This is a genomic window from Enterobacter hormaechei ATCC 49162, assembly GCF_001875655.1.
GTDB classification, from domain to species: domain Bacteria; phylum Pseudomonadota; class Gammaproteobacteria; order Enterobacterales; family Enterobacteriaceae; genus Enterobacter; species Enterobacter hormaechei.
In genome coordinates this window covers 3,206,489-3,221,316 of sequence record NZ_MKEQ01000001.1, presented here as the reverse complement: position 1 = coordinate 3,221,316, position 14,828 = coordinate 3,206,489, and the positions used below count along the sequence as shown (strand labels likewise).

Below are 14,828 nucleotides of genomic sequence, written 5' to 3'. Positions count from 1 at the left end.
TGTAAACAAGCTTGGTAACCTGAGTCTGTCGCAGACCCAGTAAGTTTTAAGCCTATTTTCAAGAATCATTGAGGGGCGGTACTAGTTGAGATACCGAGTGGTTTATAAATTACGTTTTGAGTTAGCTTTTAACTTTCACAACTGAAAACTCGCAAATCCATTTCAACATACTTATATACTTCTACTTGTAAAGTATTGGACCAGACGTTGACATTCTCAATAACAATCAAGAGATTCTTGCTTCAACGGAAGTTGAATTAACCTTCCTCCACAAGCAGAAACGACATGCCCTGCCGCTTAAAATTCATCATATACTACATTATCACTGAACCCCCTTACAAGGGTTTACTCTCCCGGCGAATAACTTCACCACCCAGCCATTCTTGTTTGTATATCAACTGCCTGACAAATTCGTATCTCATACTCAGAGTGTTATCGTTCTTGTCAGATACAGAATCCATCAAGTTCACAACCTCAACAACTGCGTGATTTTTACAAATTGCCGTGGTTGCTTTATGGATATTATCGAGTCTTATCCTTGCTGCCTTTGATTTTACTCTGTCAATTTTACCTTTGGTTTTTAGCCAATTTTGGCTGTGTTTCTTTCTTCTGGTCAGTGTTTTATTAAGACGGATTAATTTTTTCTTTTCTTCCGCTTGGTAAGTGTTATCACCGCCGCCCCCAGATGACAGATGAACGCTATCCACATTATTAAGTACAATTGTAGATTTGATATCAGAGGGGTGTATTGGATCAGGGACTGTTTGCTCTGTATTAAAACTGATATACCACTTCCCCTGATTCAGGGAAATAGTTGCGTTTTTTAAATCACCAATGATTTCACGACTCTTGCGATACTTTACCCAGCCGACTTTAGGAAGAGATACCAATTTTTTTTCTTGATCTACTCTAACCCTTTGGCATGGTATACGGAAAGAATCATGCCGACCTTTCTTTTTAAACTTTGGATATTGTGATTTGCCGGTAAAAAAGTTTCTGAATGCTCTGTCTAAATCTCTTAACGATTGCTGTAAACACTGAGAAGGGGCTTCTTTCAACCAAGAAAGGCTCTCTTCATTCTTCCATTCAACCAATTCAGAAGCCAGCTGAATGTAGCCTATGAATTTTTTACCAGAACGGTAATTCTCGTTAAGAAGAGCAAGGCCTTTGTTGTAAACAAAACGACAGGAGCCAGCAAAGGCCAAAAAGTCTGATAACTGACCTTTGTTAGGTTCAAGCAAAAATTTGAATGCCTGTTTTTTAATCACAACTGGACCTGTGTAAACGGAGCGAAACTGGTTAAATGCTAAATCATCGTGCGAGCGTTGATTAAAGGATTTGACTACTTTTAACGACCTTATTCAACCAATAAAAAGCCCCACATATATGGGGCTTTGACACTTAATTTGAAATTAGCCTTGCAGCAGAGACAGAACCTGCTGAGGAACCTGGTTAGCTTTGGACAGCACGGAGTTACCAGCCTGCTGGATGATCTGCGCTTTGGACATGTTGGACACTTCGGTCGCATAGTCCGCATCCTGAATACGGGACTGCGCTTCAGACAGGTTGGTAGTGGTGTTGTTCAGGTTGGTTACTGCAGAAACCAGACGGTTTTGTACAGCACCCAGGGAAGAACGGAATTTGTCGATCTGGCTGATTGCATCGTCCAGCGCTTTCAGTGGATCGGCAGTAGAGGTGGAAGCGGTGGTAGCTTCGGTGGTCAACTTACCATCAGCAGTTTCATAAATGGTACCGCCAGTGCTGTTGGTGATAGCACCGTTCTTCTGTTCAAAGTAGGTCACATCTTTTGTCGGCTCGCTGGAAAGCGCACCGTCGTCAACATAAACATCGTCATTGGCAGCATCTTTAACAACACCTGCTGCGGTAACGGTGTGAGTGGCTGTACCTGTACCACCCAGATCAAGGGTGAAGTTTGCACCTTTAGTCAGGTTGGCCATGCCTTCAGCACTTACATGTGCATTGGTGATATTAACAGTGTCAACTTTAGCCAGGCTGGTGAAGTCAGCGCTGCCAGTAGTGCTATAAACAGTGTTCTGACTGGTACCTGATGCGACGGTCATAGTCGCTGTTTTACCATTAGCAATTAATGCGTCTAATGTTGCAGCTGTATTCCCCGCTGCAGTAGCAGTGAAGCCACCAGTTGATGAATCAAGATAAAGCGCACTACCGTCAGCCGCAGTGATATTACCATTATTAGCAACCATAATATCGGTTGCCGCGCCACCGTCGATGCTCACTTTGGCAGCAAATGCGCCATCCGCCAGAATCTGGGCATTTGTTGAAGTCTGAATGCCGGCACCTTCTGAACTCACAGACATCCCGGAAGCAGCACCGGACGTAAGAGTGATTTTAGTCTTAACACCAACAGGAACTGCGCCAGTCGAGTCGCTGTTTGAAATTAATCCGTCCCAAGTTGCAACAGCAACGCCACCCGCATTGGTTTTCGTCAGGTTACCTTGCTTATCTAAATACAGCGTCGCGTTATCATCTGCCGCAGTGATTTTACCATCCTGGGAGATGTTAACTTTCTGATCTTTTTCACCGATCGTAACCGTTGCCTGAGAAGAATCCCCTGTATTTGGGTTAATAATGCTTAGTGTCTTTGCTGAATCTGCGCCTGTCGCATCGAAGCTGTATGATTTGCTTGCCGCGTCATATTTGTAACCTGCGGTTGCAGCCACACCGAACGCATTTGCGCCGCCGCCAGTGATAACGGATTTATCTGAGATATTTGCTAATAAATCAGAAGCTGATGCCTTACTGTTAGCAATGGTGTTCTTATAATCAGTCACACCATTCGCATCTGTAGTGCCTTTAGTAAAACCAGCTAATTTCAGATCGTCAGCTGTTGCTTTGGTATTCGCTACTTCACCTTTACCGTTAACGTTAAATCCAGTCAGGTTTAAAGTAGAGGAATCAATTTTTTTCAGGTCAATTGTGATGGTTTCACCATCGTTCGCACCAACCTGAATTTTCATGGAACCGTCTTTTGCCAGCACGTTCACGCCGTTGAACTGGGTCTGGCCGGATACGCGGTCAATTTCGTCCAGACGGGATTTGATTTCGTCCTGGATTGAGTTCAGATCGGATTCAGAGTTAGTACCAGTAGAAGACTGAACAGTCAGCTCACGGATACGCTGTAAGTTGTTGTTGATTTCAGACAATGCGCCTTCAGTGGTCTGTGCAACGGAGATACCGTCGTTGGCGTTACGCGCAGCCTGAGTCAGACCTTTGATGTTAGAGGTGAAGCGGTTGGCAATCGCCTGGCCAGCAGCATCATCTTTTGCGCTGTTGATACGCAGACCGGAAGACAGACGCTCAATGGCAGTAGACATTGAAGACTGGTTTTTGTTGATGTTGTTCTGAGTGAGCAACGAGAGGCTGTTGGTATTGATGACTTGTGCCATGATAGTAATTCCTATTTGACTGAACTTAAATTAAGTTTACGGCTTCCACCATTTGGCTCCTGCGCCGCTATGTTCACTATCGGCAACGTACTCTGGACCTTTAGAAGAAAAAGTGAAAAACCATCCCCATCTGCTTTCAGGCATCAAACGAAAGATAGTTGTTTACTTTTAATACAATGTGATAAGTTCGTTTTAACGCCCCCTAAACCACCATGATAAAGCTAAACAATTCAATATGTTGAGCATCATAAATAAACTATCTCGTTTGACAAACTGGCTACCTCTTATAAACCTCTAATCTCTTCATTTCTCAGCACTCAACAAGCGAGCATAACCCGATGTTCCGATGGTAAGACCTATCCAAGGCGCAAATGCTTAGCTATCTCATCGGATGGCACCTTGTTTTATCTGTCTTTTTTAGTAGGTGTATGTAAGATGGTTTTACATTACAGTCATTCTCTGTCTAATACATGATCAGGAGATTTGTTCAGTGAATGTTTCTGCCCGTTTTGTTATACTATTAAATCTTGCATGCGCAGCTTTATTATTTACTCTACTCAATGCCAGGTTTGATTTATTCTGATCAGGATCTCATTTTACTTACTCGAAATCCCTCCTAAGATTCATGCATGTACATATCTTACATCCAATCGAGTAGTAAATCGAAAATCATCAGGGAGAATAATGACTTGATAAAGGACGTGATCATTGACCATCGTCCTAACTTTCCATAAACAGGTGGGTATTTAGTGTATGAACCCTCGTCCAACTAGTTCCTTCCGATTACCCTTAAAGCACTTTTCATGGTGATGTTTTTCCTTGTTACATATTTGGATGCTTGTTTTAAGGCATTATTCATTGCTATTACAGTCACAGGCCTAGCTAACCCTTTAACTCGATTTGATCTACTCTGGAAAACATAAATATCAGAAGGATTGCAATCCTTTCTGTACGCAATTAACTTAGAAAGCAATAAATTTAATCTAATTGTTCGTGGCTCAAATTTTGGAGTTCCAGCCAAGTGCAGCATGTCATCTTCGATATCGGAATATCTAATAGTAATCACCCTGCTGCCTTCAGCACGGAGAGAAAACAATGTTAGCCATAAGTCTGCCCAAGTTGATGAGATTTTAGACAATTCAAAGTGAATAGCCCTAAACTCTTCAGGTGTAATAGAATCTGTTTTTGCCATGAATACCCCCAATGCTCAACCCAACCGCTTACCAAAATTTCAACAACTTTATTACATCATTTCAATACTTTATTACGAAAATTGGATTAAATGTTCAATATTTTTTTCCTCTACCCCTACCGCGCCGGAAATTTTTTATACAAGGTGCACACCGCAACGTCGTAAATAATCGCCACCTGCTTTCTGTCCATTCCGTTTGCGATCAGCCTGCCAGCCTGCGCCCATTGCTCAGGGGTTAACTTCGGCCTTCTGCCGCCTATGCGCCCTTTCTCCCGGGCTGCCGCCAGTCCTGCCCGGGTGCGTTCCACGATTAACTCCCTCTCCATCTCGGCCAGGGCTGACATGATGTGGAATATGAAACGCCCCATTGGGCTGGAAGTGTCGATGCTGTCCGTAAGGCTTTTGAAGTGGATGCCGCGCTGCCGGAGTTCGTCGACCAGCAGTACCAGATTTCGCATGCTTCGCCCGAGGCGATCCAGCTTCCACACTACCAGCGTATCGCCCTCACTCAGCGTTCGAAGAAGCTTTTTAAGCGCTGGCCGGTTCGCTACCGTCCCGCTCATTTTTTCCTCAAAAACCTGTTCACATCCTGCGCGTTCGAGAGCTTGTCGCTGAAGATCTGTGTTTTGGTCATTTGTTGACACCCTTACGTAGCCAATTAGCATGTTTTTCACCCAATATTTTCTGCAAAAAATCAGGTGAAGTTATCGGCATGGATGCCGCAGGGCAATCTATAAAACGTCGGTTTGGGAAGTGCCGCAACAGCCGCACTAACCACATCATCAACTGATATGACTCTAGGTCGGGTTCTGAAAGTTGGTGACTTTGGATTAGGCAGAACAAATCTGAATGCGTCTGACGCCACTTTAAATGCAAATGACGTAACTTTCTCGTGTTTTAGTTCTGGCCCTGGTGCCAGCGGTTCTAATTATTATGACCCCTATTCCACCATGATAACTGGCGTACGTGCGGGGGGAGGTGATGGCACAGGTTATGTATCGCAAATACAGCTAACAGTTGATAATCGAATGGCATCACGTCGAAGATATCTTAATAACTGGTCACCGTGGGCCGTCTATTATTCCTCGGCGAACACCACTACGGCATCAGATGGCACGCTTAAGGCAGCTTCGCCGGTGGCCAGAATCGTGAAATCTCAGAACGAGAACCAGCGTACCGATGTTGACGAAGTAGGCTTCACCTGGTGCGGCTGCGGTACGGCGAACGCCGAGGCTGAAGGGATCAAAATCTCTCGGCTGGATGTTGGGGTATATATTCTTACCGGTTCGGATGGCCTGGCATCAGAAGGCTGGCAGTTACTGCCGCCAATGGACCCAGGCGGCATGGGAGAGCTTGGGATTGTTGAAGCAGAGCAGGCAGAAAGCGGTGGGCTGACTATCCGCCTGTTTAAGCGAAAATACATGCTGAGCGATGAAGGGGAGATCGTCAAAACAAAAGGGGAACCGATGGACGTGCCGGTGAACAGCTGGATCGATGTTCGCCTGGATATGCCTGATGATTCTGCCTTTAATCAGCGGATGAATCAGTGAAGTGGTCAACAAAAACTGGCCACCGCGTTAGAGTTTTTCCAGTATCGGTTTTCTGATTCGTTTGGCGTTAACCCACCATTATATTCGTGCGGTCTTAGTGCGCTGTAATATCCAACGATATAGTCCGTTATTGCGTGAGCTGCATCGCTGAAGCTTACATAGCCCGTCGCCGGCACCCATTCGTTCTTCAGACTCCTGAAGAAGCGCTCCATTGGGCTGTTATCCCAGCAGTTTCCACGCCGACTCATACTCTGCCTGATCCGGTATCGCCACAGTAACTGCCGGAACTGCCTGCTCGTATAATGGCTGCCTTGATCGCTGTGGAACATCACCCCGACGGGCTTACCACGGGTTTCCCATGCCATTTCCAGTGCTTTCATGGTGAGCCTGCTGTCCGGCGAGAACGACATGGCCCAGCCCACTGGCTTTCTTGCGAACAGGTCGAGAACAACGGCGAGGTACGCCCAGCGCTTACCCGTCCAGATATAGGTCACATCACCGCACCACACCTGATTTGGTTCCGTTACGGCGAACTGTCGCTCAAGATGATTCGGGATAGCAACGTGCTCATGACCGCCACGCTTATACCGGTGAGTCGGCTGCTGGCAACTGACCAGCCCCAGCTCTTTCATGAGTCTGCCAGCAAGCCAGCGCCCCATTTGGTAACCTCTCTGGGTTGCCATTGTGGCGATGCTTCTTGCTCCGGCAGAGCCGTGGCTGATGCCATGCAGTTCAAGTACCTGACTGCGTAATACAGCCCGTCTGCCGTCTGGCTTTTCAGGACGGTTTTTCCAGTATTTGTAGCTGCTGCGATGAACCCCGAACACATGGCAGAGAGTGGCCACAGGATAACGCGCCCTGAGTTTCCCGATTATCGAGAACTGTTCAGGGAGTCTGACATCAAGAGCGCGGTAGCCGTTGCTTTTAATATTTCATTTTCCATTTCAATACGTTGTAGCTTTTTCCTGAGCTCACGGATTTCAATTTGTTCCGGGGTAATGGGGGAGGCTTTTGGTGTTTTGCCCTGCCGTTCATCACGTAATTGTTTCACCCATCGCGTCATTGTGGAAAGGCCGACATCCATAGCGCTGGCTGCATCTGCCACGGTGTAGTTCTGGTCAACGACCAGTTGAGCGGATTCGCGTTTAAACTCTGCGCTGAAATTTCTTTTTTTCATTATGACACCTGTGTTGTTCTGAGGTGAGCATATCACCTCTGTTCAGGTGGCCAACATTCAGTAAACGCACTTCAATGGAGCCTTTCTGTTGTTGTGCAATAGCCTGGGCAACTGACAGTTTTCTGAAGGAGTTGATAACCAATTTGTTCAGCGGATTTTTTGCTGTATACCCGCCCTGATAGCTGCTTGTGTGAGCGTATCACCATCCTTTCAGGTATTCCGCAACAAATAAGCGTTGCTGAGCAGTAAGTCCATCATCATCCATCAGCTCATTTGCGCTTTGTTCTTTCTGCGCAATGCGCACTGATTTTTCTGCGCAGTGATATTTTGCAGCAGAAGTTTTTTGCTGATATATCGACGGGCGGTAGCGTAGCTTCAGTCCCTGCGCTTCACACCATTCCTTTAGGTGATACGCACAGGTTGCGGCATGTTCGGACAGGAACCGTTGCTGAAGCTCTCCCCAGTCCGGTTTTGCGCATTATTCATCTGCGCAATAAAAAGCGCACTTCAGCGCAGTGCGCAGTGGCTTGAATGTGGTAATCAGAAATGGGTTCGAACCGTTGGGACAAACAATATGTATACGCGTTGCGCCATGTTCGGACTAGGAACGTGCTGAAGCTCTCCAGTCGCGTTTGCCATTATTCACTCAATAAAAAAGCACCAGCGAGTGACCCAGTGCCTGAATGTGGTAATCAGAAATGGCTTTCGAACCGTTGGACAGACAATATTAAGCGCTCACCGCTGGATTAAAGTAGCATCACGCTTCTGTCTGCACCGATATGAACTCCTGTATCAGCCTCTTCACTGACGTATAGAACCAAGCATGACCCATCCTACTGCTACGCGCCAGTCTCGCTGCTTTCAACAATCAGAGCATCATTAAGCCTCGATAATTTCGTTTTCCTGCTCACGTATCTGTCGGCTGCCACCAATATGGCTCCATTTCGCCTTTCAGAAAAGTTGAAAAAAAATTATCCACATCAAACACCTCACCTCATCATTAGCATACAGATAAAGAATCTTGCTCCGATAACTTTCGAATTTTCAGCAAAGTCTTAGCAGGCTCATCATCAGCCTAAGAATTCAATAGCTGTGCATAAAATCTCCTTCTACACATAATCCTTACAAGAGAAGTTTAGTCCATGAACACTCAATCACATTGACGAATCTTTTGCCTGTGATTTACGTTACCTTTAATATCCAAAGTCTTTTTTTAACTCATACACCTGAATTCAATTCTGAAAGAAGTGAAAATGGCAGCAAACAAATCACCAGGAGTTTAAGTTTATTTAATTAGTTATAGTGCAGAATGCTTAACCCTGTATATAGAGTTCGCTTCTTCGCACTTTTCTTTCAAGTATATGAACCGGGTGGATACTTCACTGTTTGAGCAGTTCGTCACAATGCAGTAACCCTCTACCCACGCCTTTTCATCCTTTTCGGCAAACAAACTTTCGAAAATGGCAACCCAAGTGCTGTTAGGCATGCGTTCCAGTTCAAAATACTTCATTGTCCCTCCCTCACGAAGGGTTCTGTACTCATCCAATCCTAAGATTTTCATACTGCATCTCACGGTCTTTTATTATATCCAGGCTTTTCCTACCCAAATCCATGGGACTCTGCATTTTATCATCATTAGCAACCAGCAGATGAGCTTTGTAATAGATGAAGAATGCGCATAAGAAAGCCATAGCTATTCATGTGACATGCCTGTCCTCAGTATTGGATTTAGGTTACCTTCTGGATAAAAACTTACCCATCAACATTAAAAATACAACGATTCCAACAGGCACTCCAACAATAGGTGTAGCGAACGCGCTTACTCCCACGGCGGCAACCATACCTCCCAAAGTACTAAACATGATGGGTATGATTAACATAATGATAGCCTGGGGTATTCCTGCCTTCCAGAGGAGTAACACCATAATGACAACAAAGAACACCATGAGAAAAGGCATTGTTTGCCCCCTTAATTAAACACACTCTCTATATAACGACCATTTGGAAAATTTATTTAGTTATCTTTCAATTAAGGCCTACTTGCAGTTCGCCTGCCACGCTTTGTTATGCGCCAGGATGTCGCGCTTCGTCTGCCTGTCCAGTACATCCCAGTCGTGCGCTGCTGTGCAGTAGATGGGTTTAACCCAGTCGCAAGACGTATCGGCTACCTCAACCCTTACGGGTCCAGTTGTCCCGCAGCTCGCGATCAACATCGTCGTCAGACATATGGTTAACAGTCTGCTGTACATTGCTGGCCTCTTTCGTTGCTTCTACCCGGCGTTCGGCTGCTGCGACCGTTGCCGCTGCGTTATCTTTGGTGCGCTGCTGGTCGGCTTTCGCTTCAGCTTTGCTGGTGCCGCGAATATGGCCCAGGCCAAAAGCGCCTGCAATGGCGGAAATCACCAGTGCGGCCAGCCCGATTATCGTTTCGATACCCACTCTCACCTCACACCAAAACTGATTTCGCCAGATTAAACAGCGCACGGCGTTTATCCAGCCCGTTGCGGCCGCCATTGATTAACAGTGTCACGCGCTCAATGTCGCCGGAATGAAGAAGGCAACCGCGGGAGGCATAGAACCATGCGGCAGAGCGCGCGGCGTATTCATCCTTTTCAAGCAGCTCCGGATGAGTAACAAGGTCCAGTTTCAACGCCTGGCCACAACTGCGATAGTTGCTCAGGCCGGTAATCTGTTTCAGCCCACGACCGCGATATTTCCAGCCATCACCAGCGACCTGATTGCCAAGGTGTTCTTTTCCCCACTCACCACCGTATACCAGATTGGCGATCGCTTTCTGGTTTGCCGGTTGCGTTGCCGTTCTGCCAAGTGCGGCGGATTGCTGTTGAGTGATGCGGTGGCTGCCGAACGTCGGTACCAGGTTTTCAACCGCGTAATTCAGGTTCTCCACCAGTCGGGTAAATCTGGTGCTTTCATGCCCCATCTGGGCAATAAACATGGCCTGATCAAGCGGTGCGGTGATGCCGTATTCCTTCATGGCGGCGTCGATATGCGGAAACCAGCGCGCAGCTAATCCGGCGCTGATACCAGCCGCCTTCTGAAATTGTGATTGGTTCATTAGTGCCTCAGATGATCAACCAGACGTGCAACGTTGCCTTTGACGGCCACCAGCACGGAAAGGAATATGATATTGGCCGCAATGGTGGCCCATGATGAATGCGGGTAGATCCCACACAGGTACGCCAGCGGTACAGCGCTGTAAGTGACGGTAATCAGCCAGGCTAAACGCGAAATCCATGGCCGATGCCGCGAATCACCACGGCGGTAAAACATCAGAGTAATTACAACTCCGGCGCAGAGCAGCGCGTTGATAGTTGCTGTTGGGTCATTTAGTACCACCTGAACCTCCCCGGCGCGTTATCAGCGCCACCAGCGAGCCGATGTCCTGCTTGTTCAGGAACGTAAGGATTTGAACGGCTAACGCAGAAGCTATTACGGCACCAATAGCATCCAGAGGCTTCTCGGTGTACCCCGTCCAGGATGTGAGTTTTGCCCCCAACAACCCCGAACAAAGAATGCCGACGATATACGACACGAAGAAGTATGCCAGGCGACGTAACACACTCAGGTCAGCCGCTGTCGCTATGTAGAATACTGCGCCTGCAAATGCTCCAAAAACAACACCGTAATCAGTTCCGGTCAATAGACCGTAAACACTGGCTCCAGTCAAAGCTAAACCGGCCAGCCCTGTGCCGGAAAATGGATCGGACATAGGTCTCCCCTCATATAGCTGTGTATCCTCTCAGTAATGAGGGGAATAAAAAAAGCCCGCACGGGAGCGGGCAACGAATGCAGATATTTATTTTTTTCAATTTCAGAACGAAGATTATCGGCAGTATTGGGAAAGACTTTAGACAATAAAAACCCGGCGCGGTGGCCGGGCAGAAAGTTTATAATTCTGGCTTGATACGGCCAAAAACTTTTTCAATGCCGGCCTCATACTCCTCTTTGTTGTCGCTCATTGCTGCAACGCCAAGAAGTTTGCCGATGTGTTGTCGTAAGGCCTTGACGCCAATTTCAGAAAGGAAGAGGTGTAACTTATCTGATTGCTTTCCATTCTCATCCCTACTGGCGCGAATTTGCTCTAATATCTTCCCCTTACTCTTAGCCAGTGGGACGTAAATTTGCATATTAGTCAACTGTCCAAAGCGGATCGGCCTGCCTTTTTCCGGACGATTAAGTCCATATAACCGATACCATTCCTCATACAACTCGTCGGGAAACTCTTTCTCATATTGGCGGGCTTCCTCTCGTACAAATGCCTTAAAAGCATCGATTACCTCTTGAACTTCAGGTCGATAACCGGCCAATGCATAGGCTACGCCTTTTATACCTGATTTAGCGGAAGCATTTATTAGTTTTTGAGCTGTATCGGCAGCAGGGATTCTAGACGGTGGCAGAGCATCGGCACTTTTTGCATCTATCAGCGCCTTTCCGATATCAACGATCACATCAATATCAAACCCATGAGCGTTATTGATGTTTTTGGACTGCCCACTATATTGAAAATTAATAGGATTTTCAATTTTCGCTTTTAAACTTGGACCACCAAACTCCTTCATGTAACCAGCGCTTAGTAGTTTATCGACATCCCTTGCGAAGTTGCCGATACCTAAAAGTCGAGCAAGTCCAGCCTTAGTAACTACTGCGGTTTTCGATTCATCACTTAAGACATAACACTCAGCATCTATTCCAAATTCATCTTTGAAATTACCCATATGGGTGGCTTTGTGAATTTTATCCCTCCACCTTGCAGCAGCAGCCTTTTTGGCAATGTCAGAACGCTGCTCTTTAGTAAGAGACTTCGCCCTGGCAACCCCGCCCTTAGCTTTACCCTTTGGATCTTTCTTGTCGCCTGACATATGCAAGCACCTTTCTGTAAAACATGCTTGCATAGTCAAGAGCATATAAAAGGCCGACGGATGGTAGCCTTCAGTAAACGAATGTTGTAGTGCTTAATGGTCCACCATCGAGGATTCGAACCTTGAACCACAGAGGTAGAAGCTCCGTGCACTGACCAGTGGAAAAAAAAGACCAGCATTGGGTTGCTGGTCATGGGTCATGCAGTTGTCTCTGCGAAGCGGGTGTCTCCCCACCCAGTATTTTCAGTATCGAGAGCATTATCGAATGCCACTTTAACTATAGCATCGCGGTAAAAAATCGCTTTGCCATATTCCTATGGCTCACACTCGGAAGGTTCTGTGACCCATCGTGTAACTCATGACGCGGATATGGCAAAGGCACGCCGGATCACGACCAGAAATTTTAATTAAATAGCTTGCGAATGGTGCCGATAACCTGATCACCAAATGATGATGTGTCATCTTTAAGCGTACCAGTCAAAAATGGATAACGAGGAAAACCATTAATGCATAAAAAATTGAAGTTAGCAGGAGCATTTTTATTAGCTATTTCTTCTCTTCCTGCATACACAGCTGACAAAATTGACGGCTGGATCTTTCTGACAAATACAAACAATTTCAACTTCTATGGTAAGGAACGTTCATTGACTGAAAACAAAGGTATTCGGTCAATAATCATACAAGAAGTTCCAATTTCCAAGAACTCCAGTGCGAAAATTCTCTACTCTCATTTCACCATTCCTTCTAAAGCATGCAAAAATGAGTTTGGTGAAATAACAATGTATGAAATGAGCGGAAAAGTTGCTGGAAAATATGATTATGTTAAAGGTGGCTCAAGTGCAGCCGCTTACATAGCTGATCTTGTCTGTGGAAATTAATGAATTAGCTACAAAAACCCGCACTAAAGCGGGTTTAATTTCATTTGGTCGCAATAATCAACTGTGGAAATCATACAGGACATTTTTATGCAAAGTCAACCCTAACATGCAAAAATGCGTCGTCATTTGCTTCGATCATATTATTAAGTTGTTGCCTTCTCGAATTCGACAGCCGCTTGACATTCCCACTTGCGCAGCGTGTCCACAAGCATTTCAAAGAGTGGTTTCCAGTTACGCGACCATGATGACTGATGAAGGTCAGGGAGTCGCTTCAGAATGACGCGATATACCGTCGCCGAGGAGATAGCAGAGAAGCCAATACCAGAGCAACGTTCACACGTTTTGAAAACTGGTACGCCACGTTCCTTCGTTGCTTTACGGTCCACCACTTCACCTATGCCGCCGCAACGACAACGGGCGCTTATCGTTCCCTTGCCTTCGCAAACATCACAGACCGCCGGTACAACCTCTGTTACCTCTGTCCACAGCTCCCAGTCAGACGGACGAACGGCACGGGAGCGGCTGGCCCAGTATGGCGCTTTACCCCAAGGGTACGAAACCTTGCGGGTGACCTGCTCTTTAGTGGTCCGGCCGGTACCACAACAGCTGTGACACATCACGCTGGTAGCCGCCGAACAGGAATACTCCGCGAAAGCAAACTGCGCCAGCGTCAACATGCAGGCTCCGAGCTTATCGCCAGCGGCTTTGCGGACATTTTTAGGGGCGTTTTTAATGGCAAACTGCGCCAGCGCCTGAACTGCGAGTTGTTCATCTGTTTTGCTAATGCCGGCTTTGCCGAAGAAAGCAGCCAGGCCGAAGCGCGCACGGCTGCTGGTGGTGCCAATGGCCGCCATAACATCAGTGCCGGTGAGACGATCCGGAGAGGTTCCCTTTACATCTTCGCTGATATGCATTCCCTGAGGACTAAAATGTTTAAGTGCTGCTTCCAGTTTCATGTGCCCCTCTGCTTTGATTCAATTCTGATGTAATTACGGAAGATGCGGTAATCCACCAGCACCGATCCCCGGTAGCGGTAAATGCGAAGGCGCTGCCAGCGCGCGCGTAGTACCTCAAGCGTTTCTGGCTTCATGTGGCCTCCCCGATGATAATTTGCCCGGTTTCTCCCCAGATTTTGGTAACCCGCCCGTCCCAGACATGGCTATCCTCGTCAAACACTGCATCCAGCAAAGCTTTTTCCAAGTTGTCTTTGTCCGGCTTTTGTTGATGAGGCTGGCCGACATATTGCTCCCGCTTTGCCTTGCTCCAGCTCTTTGGCATGGGGATAACGAAAGTGACGTGATATCCGGCTTCAGGCAATTTAATGCCCAGCAGCCGGACCTGCTCTTTGTATGCCCAGTAAGCAGCCGTTGCCGGGCGTTTATGCCATCGGTCTCGCTGGGTCATTCGTGGTTTGCCAATCGGCGTAATTTCGTAAATTTTCATGCGGGCACCACCAGCCCGCGGCGGGCAACTTCAATCACTGTCAGAACAATCGCGCGGTCCATAAGCTGCCGGCGCTCTTCCCTGTTCAGCTTATTTCCGTTATCAATGCTGTCATGACAGCAAACGCAGAGCGCAGCTGTCGCACAGTCATCGGTTTTTAATCCCATGCCTTTCCCTTCGTTCCGGTGTGCCACCTGCGTTCCCCATGCTCCACAAAGAACACAACGCTCGATCTGCCCAACGGCGGCAAGCCATTTTTTGCTGCGATAAATAGCCATGC

General features: G+C 46.9%; 16 protein-coding genes and 1 pseudogene. 2 read left to right on the top strand and 15 right to left on the bottom strand.

The genetic code is table 11. From position 1 onward, the window contains the following. Positions 1-335: 335 nt before the first annotated feature. The 4 genes from BH712_RS16070 to BH712_RS16050 all read right to left on the bottom strand — a co-directional run bounded on the left by BH712_RS16070 (position 336) and on the right by BH712_RS16050 (position 5,285). Positions 336-1,268, bottom strand: a complete 933-nt coding sequence (locus BH712_RS16070; RefSeq protein WP_006811567.1) for an RNA-guided endonuclease InsQ/TnpB family protein — start codon at positions 1,266-1,268, stop codon at positions 336-338. Between the two features lie 144 nt (positions 1,269-1,412). Further along, on the bottom strand, positions 1,413-3,428 hold the full coding sequence (locus BH712_RS24360; protein WP_006811568.1) for a flagellin N-terminal helical domain-containing protein: 2,016 nt from the start codon (positions 3,426-3,428) through the stop codon (positions 1,413-1,415). A 769-nt stretch (positions 3,429-4,197) separates the two neighbouring features. After that, on the bottom strand, positions 4,198-4,620 hold the full coding sequence (locus tag BH712_RS24685; protein ID WP_006811569.1) for a hypothetical protein: 423 nt from the start codon (positions 4,618-4,620) through the stop codon (positions 4,198-4,200). A 116-nt stretch (positions 4,621-4,736) separates the two neighbouring features. Further along, positions 4,737-5,285, bottom strand: coding sequence for a recombinase family protein (locus tag BH712_RS16050; protein WP_006811570.1), 549 nt, complete (start codon positions 5,283-5,285; stop codon positions 4,737-4,739). Between the two features lie 363 nt (positions 5,286-5,648). Here BH712_RS16050 and BH712_RS16045 point away from each other — a divergent pair, with 363 nt between their 5' ends. After that, a complete protein-coding gene (locus BH712_RS16045; protein WP_032674004.1) occupies positions 5,649-6,170 on the top strand; it encodes a phage tail fiber protein in 522 nt (173 codons plus the stop codon). A gap of 5 nt (positions 6,171-6,175) precedes the next feature. Here BH712_RS16045 and BH712_RS16040 read toward each other — a convergent pair. From BH712_RS16040 to BH712_RS15990, 7 genes and pseudogenes are all read right to left on the bottom strand, one after another. Beyond that, a protein-coding gene (locus tag BH712_RS16040) for an IS3-like element ISEc52 family transposase (RefSeq protein ID WP_139237273.1) occupies positions 6,176-7,347 on the bottom strand; the annotation gives its coding sequence in 2 pieces (ribosomal slippage) (positions 6,176-7,090 and positions 7,093-7,347; 1,170 coding nt in all). A 73-nt stretch (positions 7,348-7,420) separates the two neighbouring features. Beyond that, positions 7,421-7,786: pseudogene (locus tag BH712_RS25380) on the bottom strand (terminase small subunit); the annotation flags it as partial. Between the two features lie 1,730 nt (positions 7,787-9,516). Further along, positions 9,517-9,786: a hypothetical protein gene (locus tag BH712_RS16010; RefSeq protein WP_023314673.1), complete on the bottom strand. Its 270-nt coding sequence runs from the start codon at positions 9,784-9,786 to the stop codon at positions 9,517-9,519. A 7-nt stretch (positions 9,787-9,793) separates the two neighbouring features. After that, on the bottom strand, positions 9,794-10,423 hold the full coding sequence (locus BH712_RS16005; protein WP_023304238.1) for a glycoside hydrolase family 19 protein: 630 nt from the start codon (positions 10,421-10,423) through the stop codon (positions 9,794-9,796). Further along, positions 10,423-10,704 carry a phage holin family protein gene (locus tag BH712_RS16000; RefSeq protein ID WP_022651286.1) on the bottom strand — a complete coding sequence of 94 codons (282 nt, stop codon included), beginning with the start codon at positions 10,702-10,704 and terminating at the stop codon, positions 10,423-10,425. Before BH712_RS16000 ends, BH712_RS16005 begins: the two co-directional genes overlap by 1 nt. Further along, on the bottom strand, positions 10,691-11,077 hold the full coding sequence (locus tag BH712_RS15995) for a phage holin family protein (protein ID WP_006811578.1): 387 nt from the start codon (positions 11,075-11,077) through the stop codon (positions 10,691-10,693). The genes BH712_RS16000 and BH712_RS15995 overlap by 14 nt, the downstream gene beginning before the upstream one ends. Before the next feature lie 178 nt (positions 11,078-11,255). Beyond that, the gene (locus BH712_RS15990) at positions 11,256-12,227 is read right to left on the bottom strand and encodes a P63C domain-containing protein (RefSeq protein ID WP_006811579.1); all 972 of its coding nucleotides are present in this window, start codon (positions 12,225-12,227) and stop codon (positions 11,256-11,258) included. 506 nt (positions 12,228-12,733) lie between these two features. Here BH712_RS15990 and BH712_RS15985 point away from each other — a divergent pair. Then, on the top strand, positions 12,734-13,105 hold the full coding sequence (locus BH712_RS15985; RefSeq protein WP_006811580.1) for a hypothetical protein: 372 nt from the start codon (positions 12,734-12,736) through the stop codon (positions 13,103-13,105). Between the two features lie 143 nt (positions 13,106-13,248). Here BH712_RS15985 and BH712_RS15980 read toward each other — a convergent pair whose 3' ends face one another. The 4 genes from BH712_RS15980 to BH712_RS15970 are packed head-to-tail and all read right to left on the bottom strand — an operon-like array spanning position 13,249 to position 14,826. Further along, a complete protein-coding gene (locus BH712_RS15980; RefSeq protein ID WP_006811581.1) occupies positions 13,249-14,061 on the bottom strand; it encodes an antitermination protein in 813 nt (270 codons plus the stop codon). Beyond that, entirely contained in the window at positions 14,058-14,195 is a 138-nt protein-coding gene (locus tag BH712_RS24675) for a YlcG family protein (RefSeq protein ID WP_006811582.1), read from the bottom strand. Before BH712_RS24675 ends, BH712_RS15980 begins: the two co-directional genes overlap by 4 nt. Beyond that, positions 14,192-14,548, bottom strand: coding sequence for a RusA family crossover junction endodeoxyribonuclease (locus BH712_RS15975; RefSeq protein ID WP_006811583.1), 357 nt, complete (start codon positions 14,546-14,548; stop codon positions 14,192-14,194). The genes BH712_RS24675 and BH712_RS15975 overlap by 4 nt, the downstream gene beginning before the upstream one ends. Then, the gene (locus BH712_RS15970) at positions 14,545-14,826 is read right to left on the bottom strand and encodes a DUF1364 family protein (protein ID WP_022651648.1); all 282 of its coding nucleotides are present in this window, start codon (positions 14,824-14,826) and stop codon (positions 14,545-14,547) included. Before BH712_RS15970 ends, BH712_RS15975 begins: the two co-directional genes overlap by 4 nt. Positions 14,827-14,828 lie beyond the last annotated feature (2 nt).